This is a genomic window from Bradyrhizobium sp. Unk1, assembly GCF_059512345.1.
In genome coordinates this window covers 77,809-96,459 of record NZ_JCAMOP010000012.1, presented here as the reverse complement: position 1 = coordinate 96,459, position 18,651 = coordinate 77,809, and the positions used below count along the sequence as shown (strand labels likewise).

Genomic DNA, 18,651 nt, shown 5'->3' with positions numbered 1-18,651 from the left:
GATTGCTTCGTCGCTTCGCTCCTCGCAATGACAACGTGGTGAAAGCCTAGAACAGGACAACACACTGATGTCCGTGACCACACTTCCCCCTCTCGCCCTCGCCCACCGGCAGCCAAACTGGCTGGTCCGCCTGTTCGACTACAAGCCGTTCCTGATCGTGATGTGTCTTGCGCCCGCGATCGGGCTGCTCGCGGTGTTCCTGACCTATCCGCTCGGCCTCGGCATCTGGCTCGCCTTCACCGACACGACGATCGGCCGCAAGGGCGTCTATGTCGGCCTGGAGAACTTCCAGTATCTGCTCACCGATTCCCTATGGTGGAACGCGGTGTTCTACAGCGTCGTCTACACCGGGATCGCGACCTTCGGGAAATTCGCGCTCGGCTTCTGGCTTGCGCTGCTGCTCAACAACCATTTTCCGTTCAAGAGCCTGCTGCGGGCGATCATCCTCCTGCCCTGGATCGTGCCGACGGTGCTGTCGGCGCTGGCGTTCTGGTGGATCTACGATCCGCAATTCTCGATCATCTCCTATTTGCTGGTGGACGTGCTGCATTGGCGCACGACCAATGTCGATTTCCTCGGCTCGCCCTGGCCGGCGCGCTTCTCGCTGATCGCTGCCAATATCTGGCGCGGCATTCCCTTCGTCGCGATCTCGCTGCTGGCGGGCCTGCAGACCATCTCACCCTCGCTCTACGAGGCCGCGATGCTCGACGGCGCCAGCGCCTGGCAGCGCTTCCGCTACATCACCTTCCCGATGATGATGCCGATCCTCGCCATCGTCATGACCTTCTCGATCATCTTCACCTTCACCGACTTCCAGCTGGTCTACGCCATCACCCGCGGCGGTCCCGGCAACTCGACCCATCTGCTGGCGACGCTGGCCTTCCAGCGCGGCATCGCCGGCGGCGAGCTCGGCGAAGGTGCCGCGATCGCGGTGTCGATGATCCCATTCCTGGTGTTCGCGACGGTGTTCTCCTATTTCGGCCTGGCGCGCCGCAAATGGCAGCAGGGAGAGAGCAATGACTGATACCGTCGCCCAACCTGCCGTGGCCGACGCGAAGGCGGCGCCCGACACCATGGCCTGGGATTCCGGGCTGCGGCGGCTCATGATGATCTACCTGCCGCTCGGCTGCTTCGTGCTGATCCTGCTGTTTCCGTTCTACTGGATGGCGATCACGTCGTTCAAGCCGAACGCGGAGCTGATGAACTACAAGGAGCACAATCCGTTCTGGATCTCCTCGCCGACGCTGGCGCACATCAAGCACCTGCTGTTCAACACCTCATATCCGCGCTGGTTGTGGACGACGATGACGGTCGCGATCGGCTCGACCACGCTGTCGCTGATCGCCAGCACGCTCGCCGCCTATGCCATCGAGCGCCTGCGCTTCCGCGGCAGTCCCTATGTCGGCCTCGGCATCTATCTCGCCTATCTCGTGCCGCCGTCGATCCTGTTCATCCCGCTCGCCACCGTCGTGGTGCAGTTCGGCCTGTTCGACTCACCGATGGCGCTGATCCTGGTCTATCCGACCTTCCTGGTGCCGTTCTGCACCTGGCTCCTGATCGGCTATTTCAAGTCGATCCCCTACGAGCTCGAGGAATGCGCGCTGGTCGACGGCGCCACGCGCCTGCAGATCCTGCGGCGGATCACGCTGCCGCTGGCGGTGCCCGGGCTGATCTCGGCCGGCATCTTCTCCTTCACGCTGTCCTGGAACGAGTTCATCTACGCGCTCGCCTTCATCCAGAGCGGCGCCAACAAGACCGTGCCGGTCGCGATCCTGACCGAGCTCGTCACCGGCGACGTCTACCAGTGGGGGGCGCTGATGGCGGGATCGCTGCTCGGCTCGCTGCCGGTTGCGATCTTCTATTCGCTGTTCGTGGATTATTACGTCTCCTCGCTGACCGGCGCGGTAAAGGAGTAACGGACCACGGCGCGCAATCGTCGCGCATCGTGCAATCCTGATAGACGGCTTTCGTCCTTGGTCGCACCTTGCCGCGTCAGCGGCAGGGGCGACCGTGGGCACAGTCGATACTCGCCCCAGAAAGCGAGCATCGCATGGGATCGCCAAAGCTCCATTCCATGTCTCGACGCGGCTTTTGCCTGTGCTGCGTCGGCGCTACGTTCGCCGCCACGGCGGGATGGCTTAGCCCTCGACAGGCCTACGCAGAAGTCCGCGGCCTCGTCAGTCTGATCAAGGACAGCGCGGCAACGTCTCCCATCACGACCTACAAGCTGCGCAACAATGTCAGCGTGCTCGAAGGATCCGGCGGCAACATTGCCGTCCTCACGGGACCTGACGGCAAGCTTCTGGTCGATGCCGGCATCGGCGTCTCACGCCCTCAGCTCAGCAAGGCGCTGACCGAACTCGGCAGCGAACCAATCGCGCATCTGATCAATACGCACTGGCACTTCGACCACGCTGACGGTAACGAATGGCTGCATGCGGCAGGCGCGACGATTCTCGCGCACGAAAATACCCGCAAGCACCTTTCCGTCGTTCAGCGGGTCGAGGATTGGGACTACAATTTCCTCGCCCTACCAGCCAGCGCTTTGCCTGCGGAAGTGTTCGCCAAGGACCACAACTTGAAGCTCAACGGCGCATCGATCACCCTGAAATATTACGGGCCCGCGCATACCGACAGCGATATTTCGGTGATGTTCGCCGAAGCCAACGTTCTGCATGTCGGAGATACGTTCTGGAACGGCATCTATCCATTCATCGACTATTCGACCGGCGGCAGCATCGACGGCATGATTGCGGCGTCCGACGCCAATCTCGCCGCGGCCAAAAGCGACACCATCATCATTCCCGGTCATGGCAAGCCCGTCAGCAACAAGGCGGAGCTCCAGGAATTCCGCGACATGCTGGTCGCAATCCGGGACAATGTCGGCAATCTCAAGAAGAAGGGAAAGACGCGCGACGAGGCCGTTGCCGCCAAGCCGACGGCCGCGTTCGATGCGAAATTTGGCCAGTTCGTCATCGACCCCGGCTTTTTCACCAGGCTGGTCTACGAAGGCGTATGAGACGTAGCGATGCGGCGACCGAGGTAAAGGAGTAGATGTCGGCTGCGGCGTTTCGCCCAGTTTCACAAAACTGCAATATGCCATCCGCATAAGGCGTCGTCCGCTAACAGGAGACGCACATGCGCGCGATTTTTCTTGCCTCCGTCGCAACGATCATTCTCACCGCGAGCACCGCGCTTGCACAGAACGAGGGTGAATTCCCGGCGAAGCTCGCCGGCCACGTGGTGATGCCGGCCGCGACCTTCATCGACGCGCCGGCCGACGCGCCTGCCGATCTCAAGACCTCGGGCAAATACACCACCGGCAAGCGCGTCGACGCGCTCGGCACCGTGATGGGCAAGTCCTACGAGCGTGCGACCGGCGTGTCGCTGCCGTTCAAGGGCCAGCCGCTGCAGGGCCATTCCGGCATCAAGCACATGCCCGACGGCAGCTACTGGGTCATCACCGACAACGGCATGGGCGCACGCGCCAACTCGCCGGATTCGATGCTGTACCTGAACCGCTACAAGATGGATTGGGCCAGCGGCAAGATCGAGCGTCAGGAAACCATCTTCCTGCACGATCCCGACAAGAAGGTGCCGTTCCGCATCGTGCATGAGGACACCCAGAAGCGTTACCTGACCGGCTCCGATTTCGACACCGAGGGCTTCCAGATCATCGGCGACACCTTCTGGATCGGCGACGAGTTCGGCCCCTATATCCTGAAGGCCGACAAATCAGGCAAGATCCTCGGCGTGTTCGAGACGGTTGCCGACGGCAAGCCGGTGCGCTCGCCGGACAACTGGGCCGTGGCAACGCCGGGCGCGCCGGGCGCGACCTACACCAATGTCAACCTGCGCCGCTCCAAGGGCTATGAGGGCTTTGCGTCGTCCAAGGACGGCAAGTTCCTCTACGGGCTGCTCGAGGGCCCGCTGTGGGATGCCGACAAGAAGGACTGGGAGAAGGTCGACGGCAAGGAAGCCTCCCGCATCCTCGAATTCGACGTCGCCGCCGAGAAATTCACCGGCCGCTACTGGCAATATGTGTTCGAGCAGAACGGCAACGCCATCGGCGACTTCAACATGATCGATCAGGCCTCCGGCCTCATCATCGAGCGCGACAACGGCGAAGGCACCGCCGACAAGGCCTGCCCGCAAGGCACCCGCGGCGAGAACTGCTTCCCCGACATCGCCAAGTTCAAGCGCGTCTACAAGATCGAGCTGACCGACGCCAATGTCGGCAAGCCCGTGCGCAAGATCGGCTATATCGACCTGATGAAGATCCAGGACCCCGATAAGAAGGCGCGCAAGCCGCTCAATGACGGCGTCTACACCTTCCCGTTCTTCACCATCGAGAACGTCGATCGCGTCGACGAGACCCACATCATCGTCGGCAACGACAACAACCTGCCGTTCTCGTCCAGCCGCGATCCCAACAAGGCCGACGACGACGAGTTCATGCTGCTCGAGGTCGCGGATTTCCTGAAGGCGAAGTAAGCCGAACTCGCTCCTCTCCCTCTCCCCGCTTGCGGGGAGAGGGTTGGAGACGACAGCGTCGCCTCAACCTCCATCATTGCGAGCGCAGCGAAGCAATCCAGAATCTTTCCGCGGAGGCAGTCTGGATTGCTTCGCTGCACTCGCAATGACGAGGGTAGAGCTTTATTCCGCACTCTCGATGAGTCCGCGGAGAGGCATCATCACCTCACCGTAAACTCCACCGGAATCGTAAAGCCCATCGAACCGTTCTTGATCTCGTCCGGGATCGGCGGAAACGGCGCGGCCTGGCGGACCATCGACATGGCCTGGGCATCGAAGGCGGCGACGCCGGATGAGCCGGCGAGGCGGCTGGACGTGACCTGCCCGCCGCGGCTGAGCGTGAAACTGAGCCTCGCGACACCGCGCGCGCCGCCACCACTCGAAGGATATTGGTGAAAGCGCATCAGATGCGCGCGAACGCGTTGATTGTAGGACGCGATTGCTGAAGCCACGGCGCCTGCACTCATGGCAGACGCCATCGGCGCCTCGCGCTCGGCCCGCGGCGGCGCGCTGGTCCGTGGCGCAGGCGTCGCATCCGAGCGCTTTTTGGCTTCGCGGCGAACCACCTTGGGCTTCTCCGGCGCGGTCTTTTCGACCGGCACGATCTTCGCAGGTTCGGGCTTGGCAGGTAGCGGCTCCAGCTTCTGCTCCGGTGGCGCAACGACTTCAGGCTTTTCCTGCGGCGGCGTCGGCGCGATGGTCTCCTCGACGGCCTGCTGCTGCATCGGCTCCGGAGGCGAGGCGTCGGCCTCCTGCATCACCGGCCCGGGCGCGACGTTGTCCGGCGTCGGCTGCGGTGCCGAGGTCACCGGCGCCATATCGACCATGATCGCCGGGAAGGTGACGCCCTGCTCCGGCTGCGACCTGAGCCAGCTCATCGCCAGCACCGCAGCGGCAACATGCAACGCCACGATCACCGCGCCCGATACACCCCAGCGCGCGGTTTCGCGCTCGCCAAGCGGCTCGTGCAGGGCAAAGGCGTTCGCGGCCATCAGCTGCGTCCGTCGAGACCGACCAGCGCGACCTTGAGGTAGCCGGCATTGCGCAAGGTGTTCATCACCTCCATCAAATCGCCGTAGCTCACGGCCTTGTCGGCGCGCAGATAGATGCGCTCGTCCTTGCGGCCATTGGTGGCCGCAGCGAGCGCAGCGGCGAGGCCGTCGCGTGCCATCGTGTCTTCGCCGACGGCCACGGTGAGATCCGGCTTCACCGTCACGAAGGTCGGCTTGTCCGGCCGTGGCGCCGGCTCGGCTGCGGTCGCCGGCAGCTCGACGCCGATATCGACGGTCGCGAGCGGGGCGGCCACCATGAAGATGATCAGCAGCACCAGCATCACGTCGATGAACGGCGTGACGTTGATCTCATGGGTGACGTCGAGATCGCCGGGGTCGCCGCGCCTCAGCGGCGATCCCCCGCGTGCACCGAGCTTGGCAGCCATGGCCTACTCCGCCGCCCGCGCCAGGCGGAACTCTCTGTTGTCGCGTTGCCGGCTGACCAGCAGCATGAGCTGCGCCGAGGCGTCCCCAAGCAGCGCGCGGTAATTGGCGATGCCGCGGACGAGATGGTTGTAGATCACCACCGCCGGAATAGCCGCGACGAGTCCGAGCGCTGTCGCAAGCAGCGCCTCGGCGATGCCGGGCGCGACCACCGCAAGGCTCGTGGTGTGGCTCTCGGAGATGCCGATGAAGGAGTTCATGATGCCCCAGACGGTGCCGAACAGGCCGACGAACGGCGCCGTGGCGCCGATGGTCGCGAGCACGCCGGTGCCGCGCGCGATCTGCCTGGACATCGCCGCCTCGACCCGTTCCAGCCGCAGCGCCACGCGCTCCTGGAGGCCGTCATCGACAATGCCGCCGGAGAGCTCGGCCTCCTTGGCACAGGACTGGATGAGCTGGGCGACCGCATCATGCGCGTCGCCGGTCCGCTCCGCCGCCTCCGCCAGCTTCATCCTGCCCTCGAGCGCGCGCGTCCGCTGCACGGCGAGCGCGCCTTTGCGGCGCAGCTCGATGGTCTTGGCGAGCCACACCGTCCACGTCACCAGCGAGGCGATGGCGAGCCCGACCATCACCGTCTTCACGATGATGTCGGCACCGAGGAACATGCCCCAGGGCGACAGATTGCGCGGCAACAGCGCTTCGTCGATCGCGAAGGCCGGGGCCGGCGCGAGCGCCAGCGCGATTGCTAGGATCATGTGCCGAAGCCCAAAATTGCCCTGCATCCTGATCTCCCGACAGACAGAAGGAAATTACGCCGCGCCCCGTGCCGCGACGCGATCCGCCAGTTGCCGGAATCGCACGAGCTGATCCGCCCGCAGCGCCCGGGTCTCGTCGCGGCCGACAAAGACCTTGAACATGATGCCGCCGTCGGCATTGACGAAGGCAACGAAGGCCGAGGTCTTGCCCATGAAGGGACGCTCGACGAAGGCTAAGGCCGCGCAGCGCTCGTGGCGGAGATGGCCGTGCAAGCCCTTCGGCTGCATCAGGTTGAAATAGCCGCGGCCGATCTCGCCCGCCGGGACCGCGCCCGTGAACTCGAAGATCGCGTCATCCGTATGCACGATCAGCGTGACCTCGCCCCACGCGGCGATGTCCTGCATGGCGGCGGCGAAGTGATCGCCGCCACCGATACGCACCATCGACGACGGCAGCGCCTCGATCACCGCGCGTGGAGTGACCTTGCGCTCGCGCGCAACGTCCTCGATCACCGCACCGGGATTGTCAGCCATATACGCCTTGAGATCGGCGAGATCGGTGCTCAGCATGTCCGGCTCCCTTTCGTGATCCGCCGCGATCTCAAGCGGCCGCGTTCGTCTTGCGCTCGGTCATGATGACCTCGAACCCTTCGAACTTGGGATGGCCGAGATAGAGGCTTTCGCCGGTCTTGTTGTCGGCGCGCGCGTGGGCGCGACGGAATTCGTCCGATCGCGTCCAGGCCTCGAAGGCTGCCTTGTCGACCCACACCGTGTGCGAGGAATACAGCGTGTGGTCCTCGAGCGCCGGCCCCTTGAGCAGGTGGAATTCGACGAAGCCGGCCATGCTGCCGAGATAGGATTCGCGGGTGCGCCAGACGGTCTCGAAAGCGACCTCCGAGCCGAGCTTCACCTGGAAACGATTCATGGCGATGAACATAAGAGTCTCTCCTTCTGATCAAGACGAAAATGCGCCGAAGCCGCGCTGGAGCATCAGCGCGGCCCGGCGAGGATTGCGGGTGTCGCGAACCTTTCGGCTTACGCACCTCCAAAGTGAATCTTCAAGCCGGCCTTGTAGACCCTGCCAGGTCCCGGGCTCGACCACAGCACGTCGTTCTGCGTGGTGCCGTCGGTCGAGGTGCCGGGAATGGCGTAAGGCCGGTAGTACTGGTTCAAGAGGTTGTCGATCGAGGCCGAGAACACGATGTCCCTGGTCGCGTTGTAGGTCAGGTACAGGTTGACCAGCTCGTACCCGGTCGCAGGCAAATAGCCGGCGGGCACGTCGTTGTTGGGACCGAACGAGGCCCACTGTGCGGACAGGATCAGCGTGCGATCGAGCAGGCGGACACCACCGGTCGTGACGACCTTGCGCGGGGTGATGCTCGCGAGCCCGACATTGGTGACAGCGTTCTTGCCCTGGATGTAATGGCCGGCGACGCCGATGAACCAGTTGCCGGCATCGTACATCGTCTCCGCTTCGAAACCCTGGATACGGGCCTGTGCGATGTTCTGATACTGGTAGTACTGGCTGAAGGAGCCGAACGGCGGCACCGCAACCGGCGCCGAAGCGACGAGATCGATGTAATCCGAAACATCGTTGCGGAACAGGTTGATCTTGCCGCGGAAGGAGTCACTGGCGCTGAAGATGTTGTCGTACTTCAGATTGAAGCCCACTTCCTTGTTCTTGCCGACTTCGGGACGAAGATTCGGGTTGGGCAGGAAGCAGAACAGACCGACAGTTCCGTCGGGACAGGGGAAGAAGGCCGGTCCGCCGCCGGTCGCGTGCGCGCCGGAGATCACGGTCTCCGTGATCGATGGAGCGCGATAGCCTTCGGCGTAGCTGACATAGGGCTGGAAGCCGGCAACCGGCGTCACGCCGAGAGTGATCTTCGGCGAGAAGCGGTCGCCGCTGCCATTGGTCTTGCCCGATTCCAGATCGTAGCGGTCGTAGCGGATCGCACTCACCGCCTCGAACCAGGTGCTGTAGTTCTGCTTCAACTGCAGGAACCCGCCCGACACGGTGCGGATGCCGCTCGGCGTCGTGATGTTGGAGTTGCCGCGGCTGTCGGTCGTGATCACGTCATCCTGGAACGCGTCGAAGCCCACGGTGAGCGCATTGCGCCAGTCGCCGACGTTGAAGCGCGTGGTGTTGTTCGCGTCGATACCGTAGGTATTGAGGACATAGCCGCGCTTGTCGCCGACGCAGCCCGAGATGTTGTTGCCGAAATTGCCGGTGCCGCACAGGGCCGCGCCCGATGTCGAATAGTGATAGGTCTTGGTCTGGTCGTTATCGACGCGGTTGCCGTAGACCGACATGTGCCAGTCGAACAGATTGTCGCTCGGCAGCGCATAATTCCAGGTGATCGTGCCGGTGTAGTTCTTAGCGTCGGAGGCGTAGACCGACGAGCCCTGATAGAGCGCGCGCTGGGCTGGGGTCGCGACTGGCCCCCTGTTGAACTGGCCGATATCGTATTGATAGTCCTGGAAGATGGCGCCGAACTTGACCTCGTGGCCGAGGGCGGGACGCACCGTGAGCTTCATCAGGCCGCTCTCGACCTGGTTGCCGGTGTTACCGATCTCGGTGCCGTTGCCGTCCTTGTAATTTCCTTGCGTGCGGTAGACCGCGCCGCCGAAGATATCGACGTCGGGCGTGGCGCGCACGCCGCCGAACACCGAGCCGAGGCCGCGATTGTTGTTGGAGCCGTAGGAGCCGGAGAGATCGACGCCCCAGCGCTCGCCGGGACGCAGCACATCATTGATGTCCTTGGTGCGGAACGAGACCAGGCCGCCGATCGCACCGGAGCCGTAGATGTTGGCAGTCGGGCCGCGCACGACGTCGACACCACCGACCAGTTCGGGATCGAGGAAGAAGGAGCCGCTCGCATTGTGACCGGTGCGCTGGTAATTCTGCCGCGCACCGTCGACGACGACCGCGACGCGCCCGAACTCCTGCAAACCGCGGATGTTGATGACGGTCGCGGGATCATCGCCGCGCTCCTGGAACGACACGCCGGGCACGGCATAGAAGATGTCGGACAACCGGTTCGGCTGAAGCCCCTGGATCTGGTCGAGCGAAATCGAGCTGACCGGCGCGAGCGCATCGATCGCGCGCTCCTTGGTCTTCGTTGCTGCGACCGTAATGGTGTCGAGCACCTGAACCGGCGCCGTGCCGCCGGTCTGGGCGCGGGCGTTCATGATTTCAGGCGTTGCCTGCTGTGCAACTTGCGGCTTGGCTTGCCTGCGCTTGGCCTGCTTCGCCCGTTCAGACGACGTACTTTCGGCCTGCGGCGATGCGGTCTGCGCAAAACTGCTCACCGGCGACACCGCCGCAATTGAAACCACCGACGCGCCCAAAATCAGCGCGCGCGAATACCTAGCCCCGTCAGCCATACACCCAACCCAATCATGAGATGTCTTGTTTGGCTGGCGTGCGCTCGCGCGGCGAGCGACTAGCTGGCTATTCTCTGGTGCAGACCCCCGGCCCGCATTGTTCCATTTGGTTACGTGGCAACACCCTGACGGTCAATGTCATCCGGTTGCAGTTTATATCGATTGTAAATTGCCGCCGTTGGAATGCGCCTGATGCCGCTTATACAAACAAGACGCATCTGAAATTTCGAAAGCGCATCACACCTACCATGTCAGCAGCGTCCGGAGACAATAGCGGCGATGCGGCGGGGCCGACACAAAGCCCTTCTGCAACAACGAGAACTCTAACCATGCGCGGGAGCCGGATCGACAGCCGCGAGCTCTTTGCGGCGGAGCGCGAGATCATCATCGCGCATGGCGAGGACGCCTATCGCCTTCGCCTGACCTCGCAGAACAAGCTGATCCTGACGAAGTAACCTGCAATGACATTTTGTCGCACCCTCGCAAACCTGCTGCTTTCCGGCACAATCGCGCTTGGCTCCGCCGCGCACGCCGCCGGTATCACCGTGCATGATGCGCGCAATCGCGATGTCGCCGTTGCCGACTTCGCGCGCACCGTTTCGATCGGCGGCGCCATCACCGAGATCCTCTATGCGCTCGGGCTGGAGAATCGCCTGGTCGGCGTCGACACCACGAGCCTGTATCCGGCGGCGGCGCTGCACGACAAACCCAATGTCGGCTACATGCGTCAGATTTCGGCCGAGGGCGTGCTGGGCCTCAACCCGACCCTGATCCTGGCGATCCAGGGATCGGGCCCGCGCGAGACCATGGACCTGCTGGAGACGGCGAAGGTGCCGCTTGTGCTAGTGCCCGAGACCTTCTCCGAGGAGGGCCTGATCGAGAAGATCAAGCTGGTCGGCCATGCCATGGGCGTCGATGCGCGCGCCGAATGCCTGGCGACCGCAGTGGCTGCGGATCTTGCGCAGCTGCGCGCACTGCGTGCCAAGGTCACGAAGCCGGTCCGCGTGATGTTCGTGATGTCGCTCCTGAACGGACGGGCGATGGTCGCCGGTCACAAGACCGCTGCCGACGAGATCATCCAGCTCGCGGGCGCCACCAACGCGGTCGAGGATTACGACGGCTACAAGAACATCGGCGACGAGGCGATCGTCGCGGCAAAACCCGACGTCGTGCTGTCGATCGAGCGCGGCAAGGATTCGCTCCAGGCCGACGCGGTCTACGCCCATCCCGGCTTCGCCCTGACGCCGGTCGCTGCCAACAAGAGCTTCATCACGATGGACGGCCTCTATCTGCTCGGCTTCGGACCGCGCACGGCATCTGCGGCGCGTGATCTCTCCGTCAAGCTCTATCCGGCATTGGCTAACGGCGGCGCCTTCACGTCGGCTCTGTCGGCGGCGAACTGCCGGCAATGAGCGTGGCGATCGGGACGGACTCGCGGAGCCCGCGGCGCGCGGGCGCAGGACGGCGATTTACGTCGATTGCCATTCCCCTTCTCTTGGTGATCCTCGCGGCCACCGCCATCGTCGCGCTGACCGTGGGCGCAGCCGGCATTCCCCTCTCTCGCTTGCCCGCCGCGCTCGGTCTTGCAGGCAACACCACCGCCGACGCCATGACGGCGCGCGACCAGCTCGTGTTGTGGTCGATCCGCATTCCCCGGATCGCGGCGACCGCGATGGTCGGCGGCCTGCTCGCCGCGGCCGGCGCGATCATGCAAGGATTGTTTCGCAACCCGCTCGCCGATCCCGCGCTGGTCGGCGTCTCCAGCGGCGGCGCGTTGGCGGCCGCGAGCGCGATCGTCTTCACCGATTCGCGCTTCGGCGAGACGCTGCGTTTCCTTCAGACCGAGCTCTTGCCGCTCGCGGCCTTTGCGGGCTCGCTGGTGACCACCGCGATCCTTTACGGCATCTCCAGCCGCGCCGGGCGGACCTCGATCGCGATCTTCCTGCTCGCCGGCGTCGCCATCACGGCCATCACCAATGCCGGCATCGGGCTTCTGGTGTTCATCGCCGACGACCGCCAGCTTCGCGACATTACATTCTGGCTGCTGGGCTCGATGAGCGGCGCGACCTGGACCAAGACCGCCGTGCTCGCGCCGATCCTCATCATCGGGCTCGGCGCCTTCGCCTTCATCGCACGCGGTCTCGATCTCCTGGTGCTTGGCGAGGCCGACGCGTTTCACGGCGGCGTCGACGTCGAGCGTCTGAAGCGGATCTCGATCGTCATGGTCTCCGCCATGACCGGGGTCGCGGTGTCGATCAGTGGCGTCATCGGCTTCGTCGGCATCGTCGTGCCGCATCTGCTCCGCCTCATCATCGGGCCGGCGCACCGCCTGTTGCTGCCGGCCTCGGTGCTGCTCGGCGCGATCCTGATGGTCGGCGCCGACACGCTGGCGCGCACCATCGTGGCGCCCGCGGAGATGCCGGTCGGCATCCTGACCGCGGCCGTCGGCGCGCCTGTCTTCCTCGGCATCCTGCTGCGCCAGCGCGGGCTCGCCTCACTATGAGCGCCGTGATCGAGGCGCGACGCTTAAGCAAGCGCGCCGGCCGCGCCACGCTGCTCGATGGGGTCGGTCTCTCGGTTGAAGCCGGCGAGATGGTCGCGATCATCGGCCCGAACGGCGCCGGCAAGTCGACGCTGCTGCGGCTACTCTCCGGCGATCTTCGTCCGAGCGAGGGCGAGGTGCGGCTGAAGCAACGCGACATAACGAGCTATACACCGCGCGAGCTCGCCGCGCGCCGTGCGATGCTGTCCCAGCACATCAACGTCACCTTCCCCTTCACGGTCGAGGAGATCGTGCTGATGGGCGCGGGCGACCGCAGCCTGCGCGATGCCGTGCCGCTCGTCGACGCCGCGCTCGATGAGGTCGGCCTCGCACATTTCCGCGAACGGCAATTGCCGACGCTGTCGGGCGGCGAGCAGCAGCGCACTCATTTCGCCCGCGTGCTGGTGCAGCTCGCCTGCGGCGAGGCCGAGCACGGACCAGGACTTCTGCTGCTGGACGAGCCGACATCGAGCCTCGATCTGCGTCACCAGATCGACCTCGTCGAAGCCGCGCGCCGCCGCGCTGCAGGCGGCACGGCTGTCATCGCAATCCTGCACGACCTCAACCTCGCGATCCGCTTCGCCGACCGGCTGATCGTGCTGAACGGCGGCAGGCTTGCCGCCGACGGCCCGCGCAGCAAAATCGTCACGCGCGAGACCATCCGCGACATCTTCGAAATCGACGCCGTCGTTCATCAGGCCGACGACGGCGTGCCCTACGTGCTGCCGCAATCGATGCGCGCGGCGACGCCTGCTTCGCGGTGAAGGTGCACTCCCTCGCCCCGCTTGCGGGGCCGCGACGAGCTTCGCTCGCGCTGTGAGGGTTGGGGTGAGGGGCCTCCCTCCACACGCGAGATCGTCGAGAGACCTGTACCCCCTCACCCGGATTGCATCTTCGATGCAATCCGACCTCTCCCCCGCAAGCGCGGCGAGGTAAGAAGGCATCACGCCTCAGGCTCCTAACCCGCCGGCGCCATGACGATGCCCTTGTCCTTGGGCCAGCGGATGCGCCAGGCGAACTTGATCTCCTTGATCTCGCCGGGTTTTCCGTCGAACGCCCATTCCAGCACGCCGCGCTTGTCGCGCAGATTGGTGGTCGTGGGCGGCGTGGTCGAGGACAGCATCTCGACGCCAATATCCTCGCTCTCGCTGACCGGAAGCTGATCCTCGATCGCGATGCGGATCGGGAAGTCGTGCCCGTTACGAACGACGGTGCGGAACGAACGCGTGTCGGTCTTGGATGACGCGATCACGCCGGCCGTGCCTTCGTTCTGCCTGATGACGGTGCGCTCGATCTTGATCTTGTCGTCGGCACCGAAGCCGAGCCGGATCGCGTCGTTCCGCGCGCCGGTCGAGAATTTACTGCGACCGACGAACGTGCCGTCGCGGAAGATCGCGACCTTGCCGGGCAGCAGATTGGTATCCTCGGCAAGCTTGAATGACGCCTCGAGGTAAGCGGTGGGATCCATGACCGGGGCGGCGCGGATGGCGAGGTCAGGCGTCACCGTCATGGAGGAGATGAGCAGGCTCTTGGCGCCCTCATTAGCGCCGAGACTGACGCGGCCGCTGATCTGATACACGGCCTGGAAATCGCCGATCTCGGCGTTGGCCTGCTGCTCGTCCGCGCGCTCACGCAGCTCGGGCTCCGCCGCTTTCGCCATCGCCGGAGATTGCGCCTGCCGCGTCATCGGCTGCGCGGGCATCGCCATGTCCGACGCCGTGCCCAATGCCAGCGGCTTCGGCAGTTGCGGATACCTCACGACCAGCGAATTCAGCTCCGGCGCGCTACCGCCGCGGCTGACGCGAACGGTGGAAACACCGAGGCTGACATTCGACCAGTCTTCGCCGGTCGACTGCGTAACCTCGGCGCGGCGAACCAGCTCGAGCTGCGGCTTGCGATCCTTGGCACCGGTGTCGAGCCGGGCGTCATACAGCGGCAGCCAGCGCGCATTGCGGACTGCATAAGTCACCCGCAACGTCGCCTTCGTCGCGGCGGCGGAGGCGACATCGATGCGAACCTCGAGCTTGCTCGGCGGCTTGGCGGAACGCTCCGCTTCAAGTTGCGCGAGCTGCCGATCGATCTCGCGCTGCTTTCGCGTGGCGTCGCGGATCGCGGTGTCGGCGGTCGCGATCTCCTCGGCGACCGCGGCAAAGGCCGCACGCCATTCGGTGATCGGCCGAGCCTCGCCCTTCTCGCCAAGGCCGGCGGGAGAAGCCTCCGCAAAGTGCTGCGCGAATTTGCGCCGGGCGTTGGCCGCATCGATGTCGCCTTGCAGATCGGCGCGCTGATCCTTCAACGCTTCGATGCGCTTGTCGAGCTCGGGCAAGTTGATGGGAGGCGCCGCGCGCGGCGGCCGCGCGTCGATGGTCCCGATGGTGAGTTTGGCGCCCGCCTCGCCCTCGACCCGGAGGGAGGATGGATCGAGCGAAAGCGGAAAGTCCTTGGCCACCAGCGTGCTGTCGCCGGAGGCGAGGTCCAGCGCGATGATACGGGTGACGGTGGCGCCATCGGGATAGACGGTGACGGTGTCGATGGCCGATGTGGCGTCCACATCGGCGGCCCATGATGGCGACGCGGCCGCCATGGTCACCAGAACCAGGCTCGTCGTTGCCAAACATCTTGCGGTGATGCGCATAAAGTCCCTCCTGCCTTATCGCCGCGCCGCCAGCCGGACGCGTGCGATCAAATGCCTCGCCAACATGGTTGGACGCGGCAGCGAAGGAACTGGTTCGATTGAGGTTTCCGTGGGGCGTCGCCGCGGCGGCACCAAGGCCGCGGAACGTGTCGTCGTCCCGTGGCGAAGCCGTTAAACTCAGATCCTTAGACCTGGATGGGCGACCCCTGGCCGAAGATGCGGCGGAGCAGATCAGTCACGTTCCGGGCGCCTGCCTTCTTCAGGATGCCGGCGCGATAGCCTTCGACCGTGCGCGCGCTCAGATGCATGCGCCGGGCGATCTCCTTGTTGGTCAGGCCGGCAGCAAGGTGCTCGAGCACATCGCCTTCGCGCCCGGTCAGGGGCTCGCAGCCGGGCAGCCAGCGTTGCCGGTTTGAACCCGGCTGCGCGAACTCGTCGATGGCGGCATCGATCCGGTCGACGATGTCGCGGGTGCGGAACGGCTTCTCGATGAAGTCGGCCGCGCCGCTCTTGATCGCGTCGACAGCCATGGCGATGCTGCCGTTCGCCGAGGTTACCAGAACCGGCGCCATGCAGTTCTCCTCGCGCAGGCGCTTGAGCACGTCGAGGGCGGAACGATCCGGCGGCATCTCCAGCAGCACGCAGGCCGGCATCCGCGCCTTGGCTTCCGAGAGCAGCGACGCGCCGTCGGCAAAGCAGATCACGTCATAGGCGCTCTGTTGAAGCGCCATTGAAAGTTGTTCGCGGGAGGTCGCGTCAGTTTCAATGACGAATACCTCACCCTTGGAAAGCAAGTTTCCCGGCATCATCCCGATCCAGCAATGTCTTGGTCAAATGGCCCGAGACGGCAGCGGGGCTTCGTCGCGCCGCGTCGTCATACGCACGGCATTCACGCCCGTGCTTCGGTTTCCCTTATGTATGTTCCATCCTGTTCCCGGATTTGACGGATCGGGACAGAAACTTTACATTTCGGGACATCTGCGGGAATGGCTGGCAGGAACGGGTCGCATGACCGACCTCATTCGCAGCGCAGGCTTGAGCTACTACCCGGATGTCGCCCGGTCGGTCGGACTCGACCCGAAACAGATGATGCGCAAGGTCAGGCTGCCGCTGGCCGTGCTCGACAAGCCCGATACCCCCATTGCCGTGACCAGCCTGCGCCGGCTGCTCGAATTGTCGGCAGAGGCGTCGGGTGCCGAAGATTTCGGCTTGCGGCTCGCCGAGCGCGGCGGGCTGACCAATTTCGGCGCGGTCGGCCTGATCGTGCGTGAACAGGCGACCGTCAGTGAGGCCATCGAAGCGTTCTCGCGCTTCATCCACGTTCATCACGACGGCATGAAGCTTGAGGTCACGCGCGACAAGCAGACCGTGACGGTCACACTGCATCTGCGCGGCCGGCAGCCGACCGCGCCGCGCCAGTCGATCGACATGGCGCTCGGCAGCGTCCACCGCATCATCCAGTCGCTGTTCAGCAGCGATTGGCGGCCGCTCGAGGTACATCTGCATTATCCGCCACCGCACGACCGCAAGCGCTACCGCGACTTCTTCGGTTGCCGCGTCACCTTCAATGCCGATGACGATGCGATCCTGTTGTCGGCGCATGACATGGAGCGGCGGATCCCGAGCGCGCATCCGCTGATCGCGAGCTATCTGCGCAAACGGATCGAGGCGATCGAGACGCGGCCGGCAAGCTGGGAGGGGAAGGTCGACGAGGTGGTACGCATCCTGCTCGCAAGCGGCGACTGCACGGTCGAGCGCGTGGCCGAGCATCTCGCCTGCACCCGCCGCACCATCCATCGGCACCTCGCCGCATCAGGCACCAGCTTTTCTGCCATCCTCGACGCGCAGCGCGCCGATCTCGTGATCCAGCTGATCGACGACCCCGGCCGGCCGCTGGCCGATGTCGCCGCGCAGCTCGGCTTCTCCGCGCAGAGCGCGATGGCGCGCTGGTTCCGCGGCCGCTTCGGCTGCACCATCACTGCATGGCGCAAGGGCGTGCGGCCACTGGCCAAGCCCGTCGGCGTTCCCTCGGCGTCCGCGGCCTAGGCTCAGCGTGCCGGAGCGGGCACGCCCATGATGGCAAGGGCGCGCCGCGGATTTCCGGCGAGCAGCGGTCCGAATGCGACGGCAAAGCCGAGGAACGCGACGATCCAGCCGCAGGCCGCAATATGCAGCAGCACATCGCTTTGCGCCGGCAACGCAACAGCAGCCACCCGCGCCAGTGCCGCGATGATGATCGCGACATAGATGCCCTGGGTGGCGAGTGACGCCGTCAGCGCCTGCCCGGTATGGCCAAGGCTCGCGCGCGTCATCACCGCAAGTGTCATGATTCCGGCAGCCCCCGTCATCCAGGCGTGAATGCCCGCGCTCGGCGGCAGCAGGCCGAAGCCGGCCAGGGCGTTGAGGAGAAAACCGAGCGGCACGAAGACGTACCCGACATGCAGGATCAGCAGCAGCGGTTCGCGCGACGTGCGGTCGCCGGCCCAGCGCGCGAACCGCACCAGATGGAGCACACCGACGAGCGCCATCACCACGCCGGTGACCGTGTTCAGCGGCGCCACGATCCATGCGATCAGCGCGAGCGCGCTCAATCCGACCACCGCGCCGTCAAAACGCCCGAACGTCACCGGCAGGCGGCCGGGATTGAACTTGACCAGCCAGTTGCGGGTGAAGCTCGGGATGATGCGGCCTCCGATCAGCGAGATCAGCAGCACGACCACGCCGATGCCGACGCGGATGCTGACATCGGCCGCGCCCTCGAAGTGCGCTTCGAGATGGAAGGCGACGTTACCGGCGAGCAGCACCAGCACGAGCACCACCACCGGCAGATTGCGCCAATTGCCGCCCGCGATGATTTCGCGCGTGGCCGCGGCAACGACCAATGCCAGGAAGGCGGCATCGACGACGAGCGCGAACGCCCAACCGATATCGGCGGACACAGTCACCGCGGCGCGTCCGGCAAGCCAGACGACCAGCAGCGCGCCCAGCGACGTCCCCTGGATCGGCAGCCGCCCGGTCCAGTTCGGGATCGCCGTGAACAGGAATCCCGTGATCACCGCCGGCAGGAAGCCATAGAGCATTTCGTGGACGTGCCAGTCGCGCGGCGCGAAGGCCGAACTCACCGACAAGTCGCCGTAGAACATCGGCAGCCACGCCAGGATCGACAGCCCCGCCTGGATCGCGGCGAGCAGGAAAAACGGCCGAAAGCTGTTCGCAAACAGCGGCCAGCCCTCAAAGTTACGGGATCGGGCGCCAGCCATGGGAGCAACTCCTGTGAATTCGGACGGTCACTTGGATCGTCATTTGGAAAAATACTGCCGTCCGGCCGGCCCGTTTTGCGCTATCGCAAACTGCCTGACGAAT

Annotated in this window: 18 protein-coding genes; 9 read left to right on the top strand and 9 right to left on the bottom strand. The window is 64.9% G+C overall.

Annotation, left to right across the window (positions count from 1 at the left end):
• The first annotated feature begins 67 nt into the window (after window positions 1–67).
• The 4 genes from AC5ZFO_RS17180 to AC5ZFO_RS17165 all read left to right on the top strand — a co-directional run bounded on the left by AC5ZFO_RS17180 (window position 68) and on the right by AC5ZFO_RS17165 (window position 4,494).
• Complete coding sequence (locus AC5ZFO_RS17180; RefSeq protein WP_282523859.1) at window positions 68–1,024, top strand: carbohydrate ABC transporter permease; 957 nt, start codon at window positions 68–70, stop codon at window positions 1,022–1,024.
• On the top strand, window positions 1,017–1,916 hold the full coding sequence (locus AC5ZFO_RS17175; RefSeq protein WP_282523858.1) for a carbohydrate ABC transporter permease: 900 nt from the start codon (window positions 1,017–1,019) through the stop codon (window positions 1,914–1,916). Before AC5ZFO_RS17180 ends, AC5ZFO_RS17175 begins: the two co-directional genes overlap by 8 nt.
• 134 nt (window positions 1,917–2,050) lie before the next feature.
• Complete coding sequence (locus AC5ZFO_RS17170; RefSeq protein ID WP_282523857.1) at window positions 2,051–3,019, top strand: MBL fold metallo-hydrolase; 969 nt, start codon at window positions 2,051–2,053, stop codon at window positions 3,017–3,019.
• A gap of 119 nt (window positions 3,020–3,138) precedes the next feature.
• Window positions 3,139–4,494 (top strand): esterase-like activity of phytase family protein, encoded by a 1,356-nt coding sequence (locus AC5ZFO_RS17165; RefSeq protein ID WP_282523856.1) that lies wholly within the window; start codon window positions 3,139–3,141, stop codon window positions 4,492–4,494.
• A 200-nt stretch (window positions 4,495–4,694) separates the two neighbouring features.
• Here AC5ZFO_RS17165 and AC5ZFO_RS17160 read toward each other — a convergent pair whose 3' ends face one another.
• The 6 genes from AC5ZFO_RS17160 to AC5ZFO_RS17135 all read right to left on the bottom strand — a co-directional run bounded on the left by AC5ZFO_RS17160 (window position 4,695) and on the right by AC5ZFO_RS17135 (window position 10,111).
• Window positions 4,695–5,525 carry a TonB family protein gene (locus tag AC5ZFO_RS17160; RefSeq protein WP_282523855.1) on the bottom strand — a complete coding sequence of 277 codons (831 nt, stop codon included), beginning with the start codon at window positions 5,523–5,525 and terminating at the stop codon, window positions 4,695–4,697.
• Window positions 5,525–5,971, bottom strand: a complete 447-nt coding sequence (gene exbD, locus AC5ZFO_RS17155) for a TonB system transport protein ExbD (protein ID WP_208084677.1) — start codon at window positions 5,969–5,971, stop codon at window positions 5,525–5,527. Before exbD ends, AC5ZFO_RS17160 begins: the two co-directional genes overlap by 1 nt.
• A gap of 3 nt (window positions 5,972–5,974) precedes the next feature.
• On the bottom strand, window positions 5,975–6,751 hold the full coding sequence (gene exbB, locus AC5ZFO_RS17150) for a tonB-system energizer ExbB (protein WP_282523854.1): 777 nt from the start codon (window positions 6,749–6,751) through the stop codon (window positions 5,975–5,977).
• A gap of 27 nt (window positions 6,752–6,778) precedes the next feature.
• Complete coding sequence (hutX, locus tag AC5ZFO_RS17145) at window positions 6,779–7,294, bottom strand: heme utilization cystosolic carrier protein HutX (RefSeq protein WP_282523853.1); 516 nt, start codon at window positions 7,292–7,294, stop codon at window positions 6,779–6,781.
• A 31-nt stretch (window positions 7,295–7,325) separates the two neighbouring features.
• Complete coding sequence (gene hmuQ / locus AC5ZFO_RS17140; RefSeq protein ID WP_282523852.1) at window positions 7,326–7,661, bottom strand: heme-degrading protein HmuQ; 336 nt, start codon at window positions 7,659–7,661, stop codon at window positions 7,326–7,328.
• A 98-nt stretch (window positions 7,662–7,759) separates the two neighbouring features.
• The gene (locus tag AC5ZFO_RS17135; protein ID WP_282523851.1) at window positions 7,760–10,111 is read right to left on the bottom strand and encodes a TonB-dependent hemoglobin/transferrin/lactoferrin family receptor; all 2,352 of its coding nucleotides are present in this window, start codon (window positions 10,109–10,111) and stop codon (window positions 7,760–7,762) included.
• Between the two features lie 248 nt (window positions 10,112–10,359).
• Between AC5ZFO_RS17135 and AC5ZFO_RS17130 the strand changes: the two genes are divergently transcribed.
• From AC5ZFO_RS17130 to AC5ZFO_RS17115, 4 genes are read left to right on the top strand one after another with little or no spacing between them, the layout of a single operon-like run.
• Window positions 10,360–10,566 carry a hemin uptake protein HemP gene (locus tag AC5ZFO_RS17130; protein ID WP_282523876.1) on the top strand — a complete coding sequence of 69 codons (207 nt, stop codon included), beginning with the start codon at window positions 10,360–10,362 and terminating at the stop codon, window positions 10,564–10,566.
• Between the two features lie 6 nt (window positions 10,567–10,572).
• On the top strand, window positions 10,573–11,523 hold the full coding sequence (locus AC5ZFO_RS17125; RefSeq protein ID WP_282523850.1) for a heme/hemin ABC transporter substrate-binding protein: 951 nt from the start codon (window positions 10,573–10,575) through the stop codon (window positions 11,521–11,523).
• Complete coding sequence (locus AC5ZFO_RS17120) at window positions 11,520–12,614, top strand: FecCD family ABC transporter permease (protein ID WP_282523849.1); 1,095 nt, start codon at window positions 11,520–11,522, stop codon at window positions 12,612–12,614. Before AC5ZFO_RS17125 ends, AC5ZFO_RS17120 begins: the two co-directional genes overlap by 4 nt.
• On the top strand, window positions 12,611–13,417 hold the full coding sequence (locus tag AC5ZFO_RS17115; RefSeq protein WP_282523848.1) for a heme ABC transporter ATP-binding protein: 807 nt from the start codon (window positions 12,611–12,613) through the stop codon (window positions 13,415–13,417). The genes AC5ZFO_RS17120 and AC5ZFO_RS17115 overlap by 4 nt, the downstream gene beginning before the upstream one ends.
• A gap of 194 nt (window positions 13,418–13,611) precedes the next feature.
• Here AC5ZFO_RS17115 and AC5ZFO_RS17110 read toward each other — a convergent pair whose 3' ends face one another.
• Together AC5ZFO_RS17110 and AC5ZFO_RS17105 are read right to left on the bottom strand one after the other, a co-directional pair.
• Window positions 13,612–15,288 (bottom strand): mucoidy inhibitor MuiA family protein, encoded by a 1,677-nt coding sequence (locus AC5ZFO_RS17110; protein WP_282523847.1) that lies wholly within the window; start codon window positions 15,286–15,288, stop codon window positions 13,612–13,614.
• A 185-nt stretch (window positions 15,289–15,473) separates the two neighbouring features.
• Complete coding sequence (locus AC5ZFO_RS17105; protein WP_282523846.1) at window positions 15,474–16,094, bottom strand: response regulator transcription factor; 621 nt, start codon at window positions 16,092–16,094, stop codon at window positions 15,474–15,476.
• A gap of 202 nt (window positions 16,095–16,296) precedes the next feature.
• Between AC5ZFO_RS17105 and AC5ZFO_RS17100 the strand changes: the two genes are divergently transcribed.
• Window positions 16,297–17,334, top strand: coding sequence for an AraC family transcriptional regulator (locus AC5ZFO_RS17100; protein ID WP_282523845.1), 1,038 nt, complete (start codon window positions 16,297–16,299; stop codon window positions 17,332–17,334).
• Between the two features lie 2 nt (window positions 17,335–17,336).
• On the opposite strand, the gene AC5ZFO_RS17095 is transcribed toward AC5ZFO_RS17100, so the two are convergent.
• Window positions 17,337–18,548 (bottom strand): NnrS family protein, encoded by a 1,212-nt coding sequence (locus AC5ZFO_RS17095; protein WP_282523844.1) that lies wholly within the window; start codon window positions 18,546–18,548, stop codon window positions 17,337–17,339.
• Between the last annotated feature and the right edge of the window lie 103 nt (window positions 18,549–18,651).

Excerpts from the sequence above, each read along its gene's own strand:
- AC5ZFO_RS17175 (WP_282523858.1), top strand. The coding sequence starts at position 1,017 with ATGACTGATACCGTCGCCCAACCTGCCGTGGCCGACGCGAAGGCGGCG.
- exbB (WP_282523854.1), bottom strand. The coding sequence starts at position 6,751 with ATGCAGGGCAATTTTGGGCTTCGGCACATGATCCTAGCAATCGCGCTG.
- AC5ZFO_RS17110 (WP_282523847.1), bottom strand. The coding sequence starts at position 15,288 with ATGCGCATCACCGCAAGATGTTTGGCAACGACGAGCCTGGTTCTGGTG.
- AC5ZFO_RS17160 (WP_282523855.1), bottom strand. The coding sequence starts at position 5,525 with ATGGCCGCGAACGCCTTTGCCCTGCACGAGCCGCTTGGCGAGCGCGAA.
- exbD (WP_208084677.1), bottom strand. The coding sequence starts at position 5,971 with ATGGCTGCCAAGCTCGGTGCACGCGGGGGATCGCCGCTGAGGCGCGGC.
- AC5ZFO_RS17130 (WP_282523876.1), top strand. The coding sequence starts at position 10,360 with ATGTCAGCAGCGTCCGGAGACAATAGCGGCGATGCGGCGGGGCCGACA.
- AC5ZFO_RS17120 (WP_282523849.1), top strand. The coding sequence starts at position 11,520 with ATGAGCGTGGCGATCGGGACGGACTCGCGGAGCCCGCGGCGCGCGGGC.
- AC5ZFO_RS17125 (WP_282523850.1), top strand. The coding sequence starts at position 10,573 with ATGACATTTTGTCGCACCCTCGCAAACCTGCTGCTTTCCGGCACAATC.
- hmuQ (WP_282523852.1), bottom strand. The coding sequence starts at position 7,661 with ATGTTCATCGCCATGAATCGTTTCCAGGTGAAGCTCGGCTCGGAGGTC.
- AC5ZFO_RS17115 (WP_282523848.1), top strand. The coding sequence starts at position 12,611 with ATGAGCGCCGTGATCGAGGCGCGACGCTTAAGCAAGCGCGCCGGCCGC.
- AC5ZFO_RS17180 (WP_282523859.1), top strand. The coding sequence starts at position 68 with ATGTCCGTGACCACACTTCCCCCTCTCGCCCTCGCCCACCGGCAGCCA.
- AC5ZFO_RS17105 (WP_282523846.1), bottom strand. The coding sequence starts at position 16,094 with ATGCCGGGAAACTTGCTTTCCAAGGGTGAGGTATTCGTCATTGAAACT.
- AC5ZFO_RS17170 (WP_282523857.1), top strand. The coding sequence starts at position 2,051 with ATGGGATCGCCAAAGCTCCATTCCATGTCTCGACGCGGCTTTTGCCTG.
- AC5ZFO_RS17165 (WP_282523856.1), top strand. The coding sequence starts at position 3,139 with ATGCGCGCGATTTTTCTTGCCTCCGTCGCAACGATCATTCTCACCGCG.
- AC5ZFO_RS17100 (WP_282523845.1), top strand. The coding sequence starts at position 16,297 with ATGACCGACCTCATTCGCAGCGCAGGCTTGAGCTACTACCCGGATGTC.
- AC5ZFO_RS17135 (WP_282523851.1), bottom strand. The coding sequence starts at position 10,111 with ATGGCTGACGGGGCTAGGTATTCGCGCGCGCTGATTTTGGGCGCGTCG.
- AC5ZFO_RS17095 (WP_282523844.1), bottom strand. The coding sequence starts at position 18,548 with ATGGCTGGCGCCCGATCCCGTAACTTTGAGGGCTGGCCGCTGTTTGCG.
- hutX (WP_282523853.1), bottom strand. The coding sequence starts at position 7,294 with ATGCTGAGCACCGATCTCGCCGATCTCAAGGCGTATATGGCTGACAAT.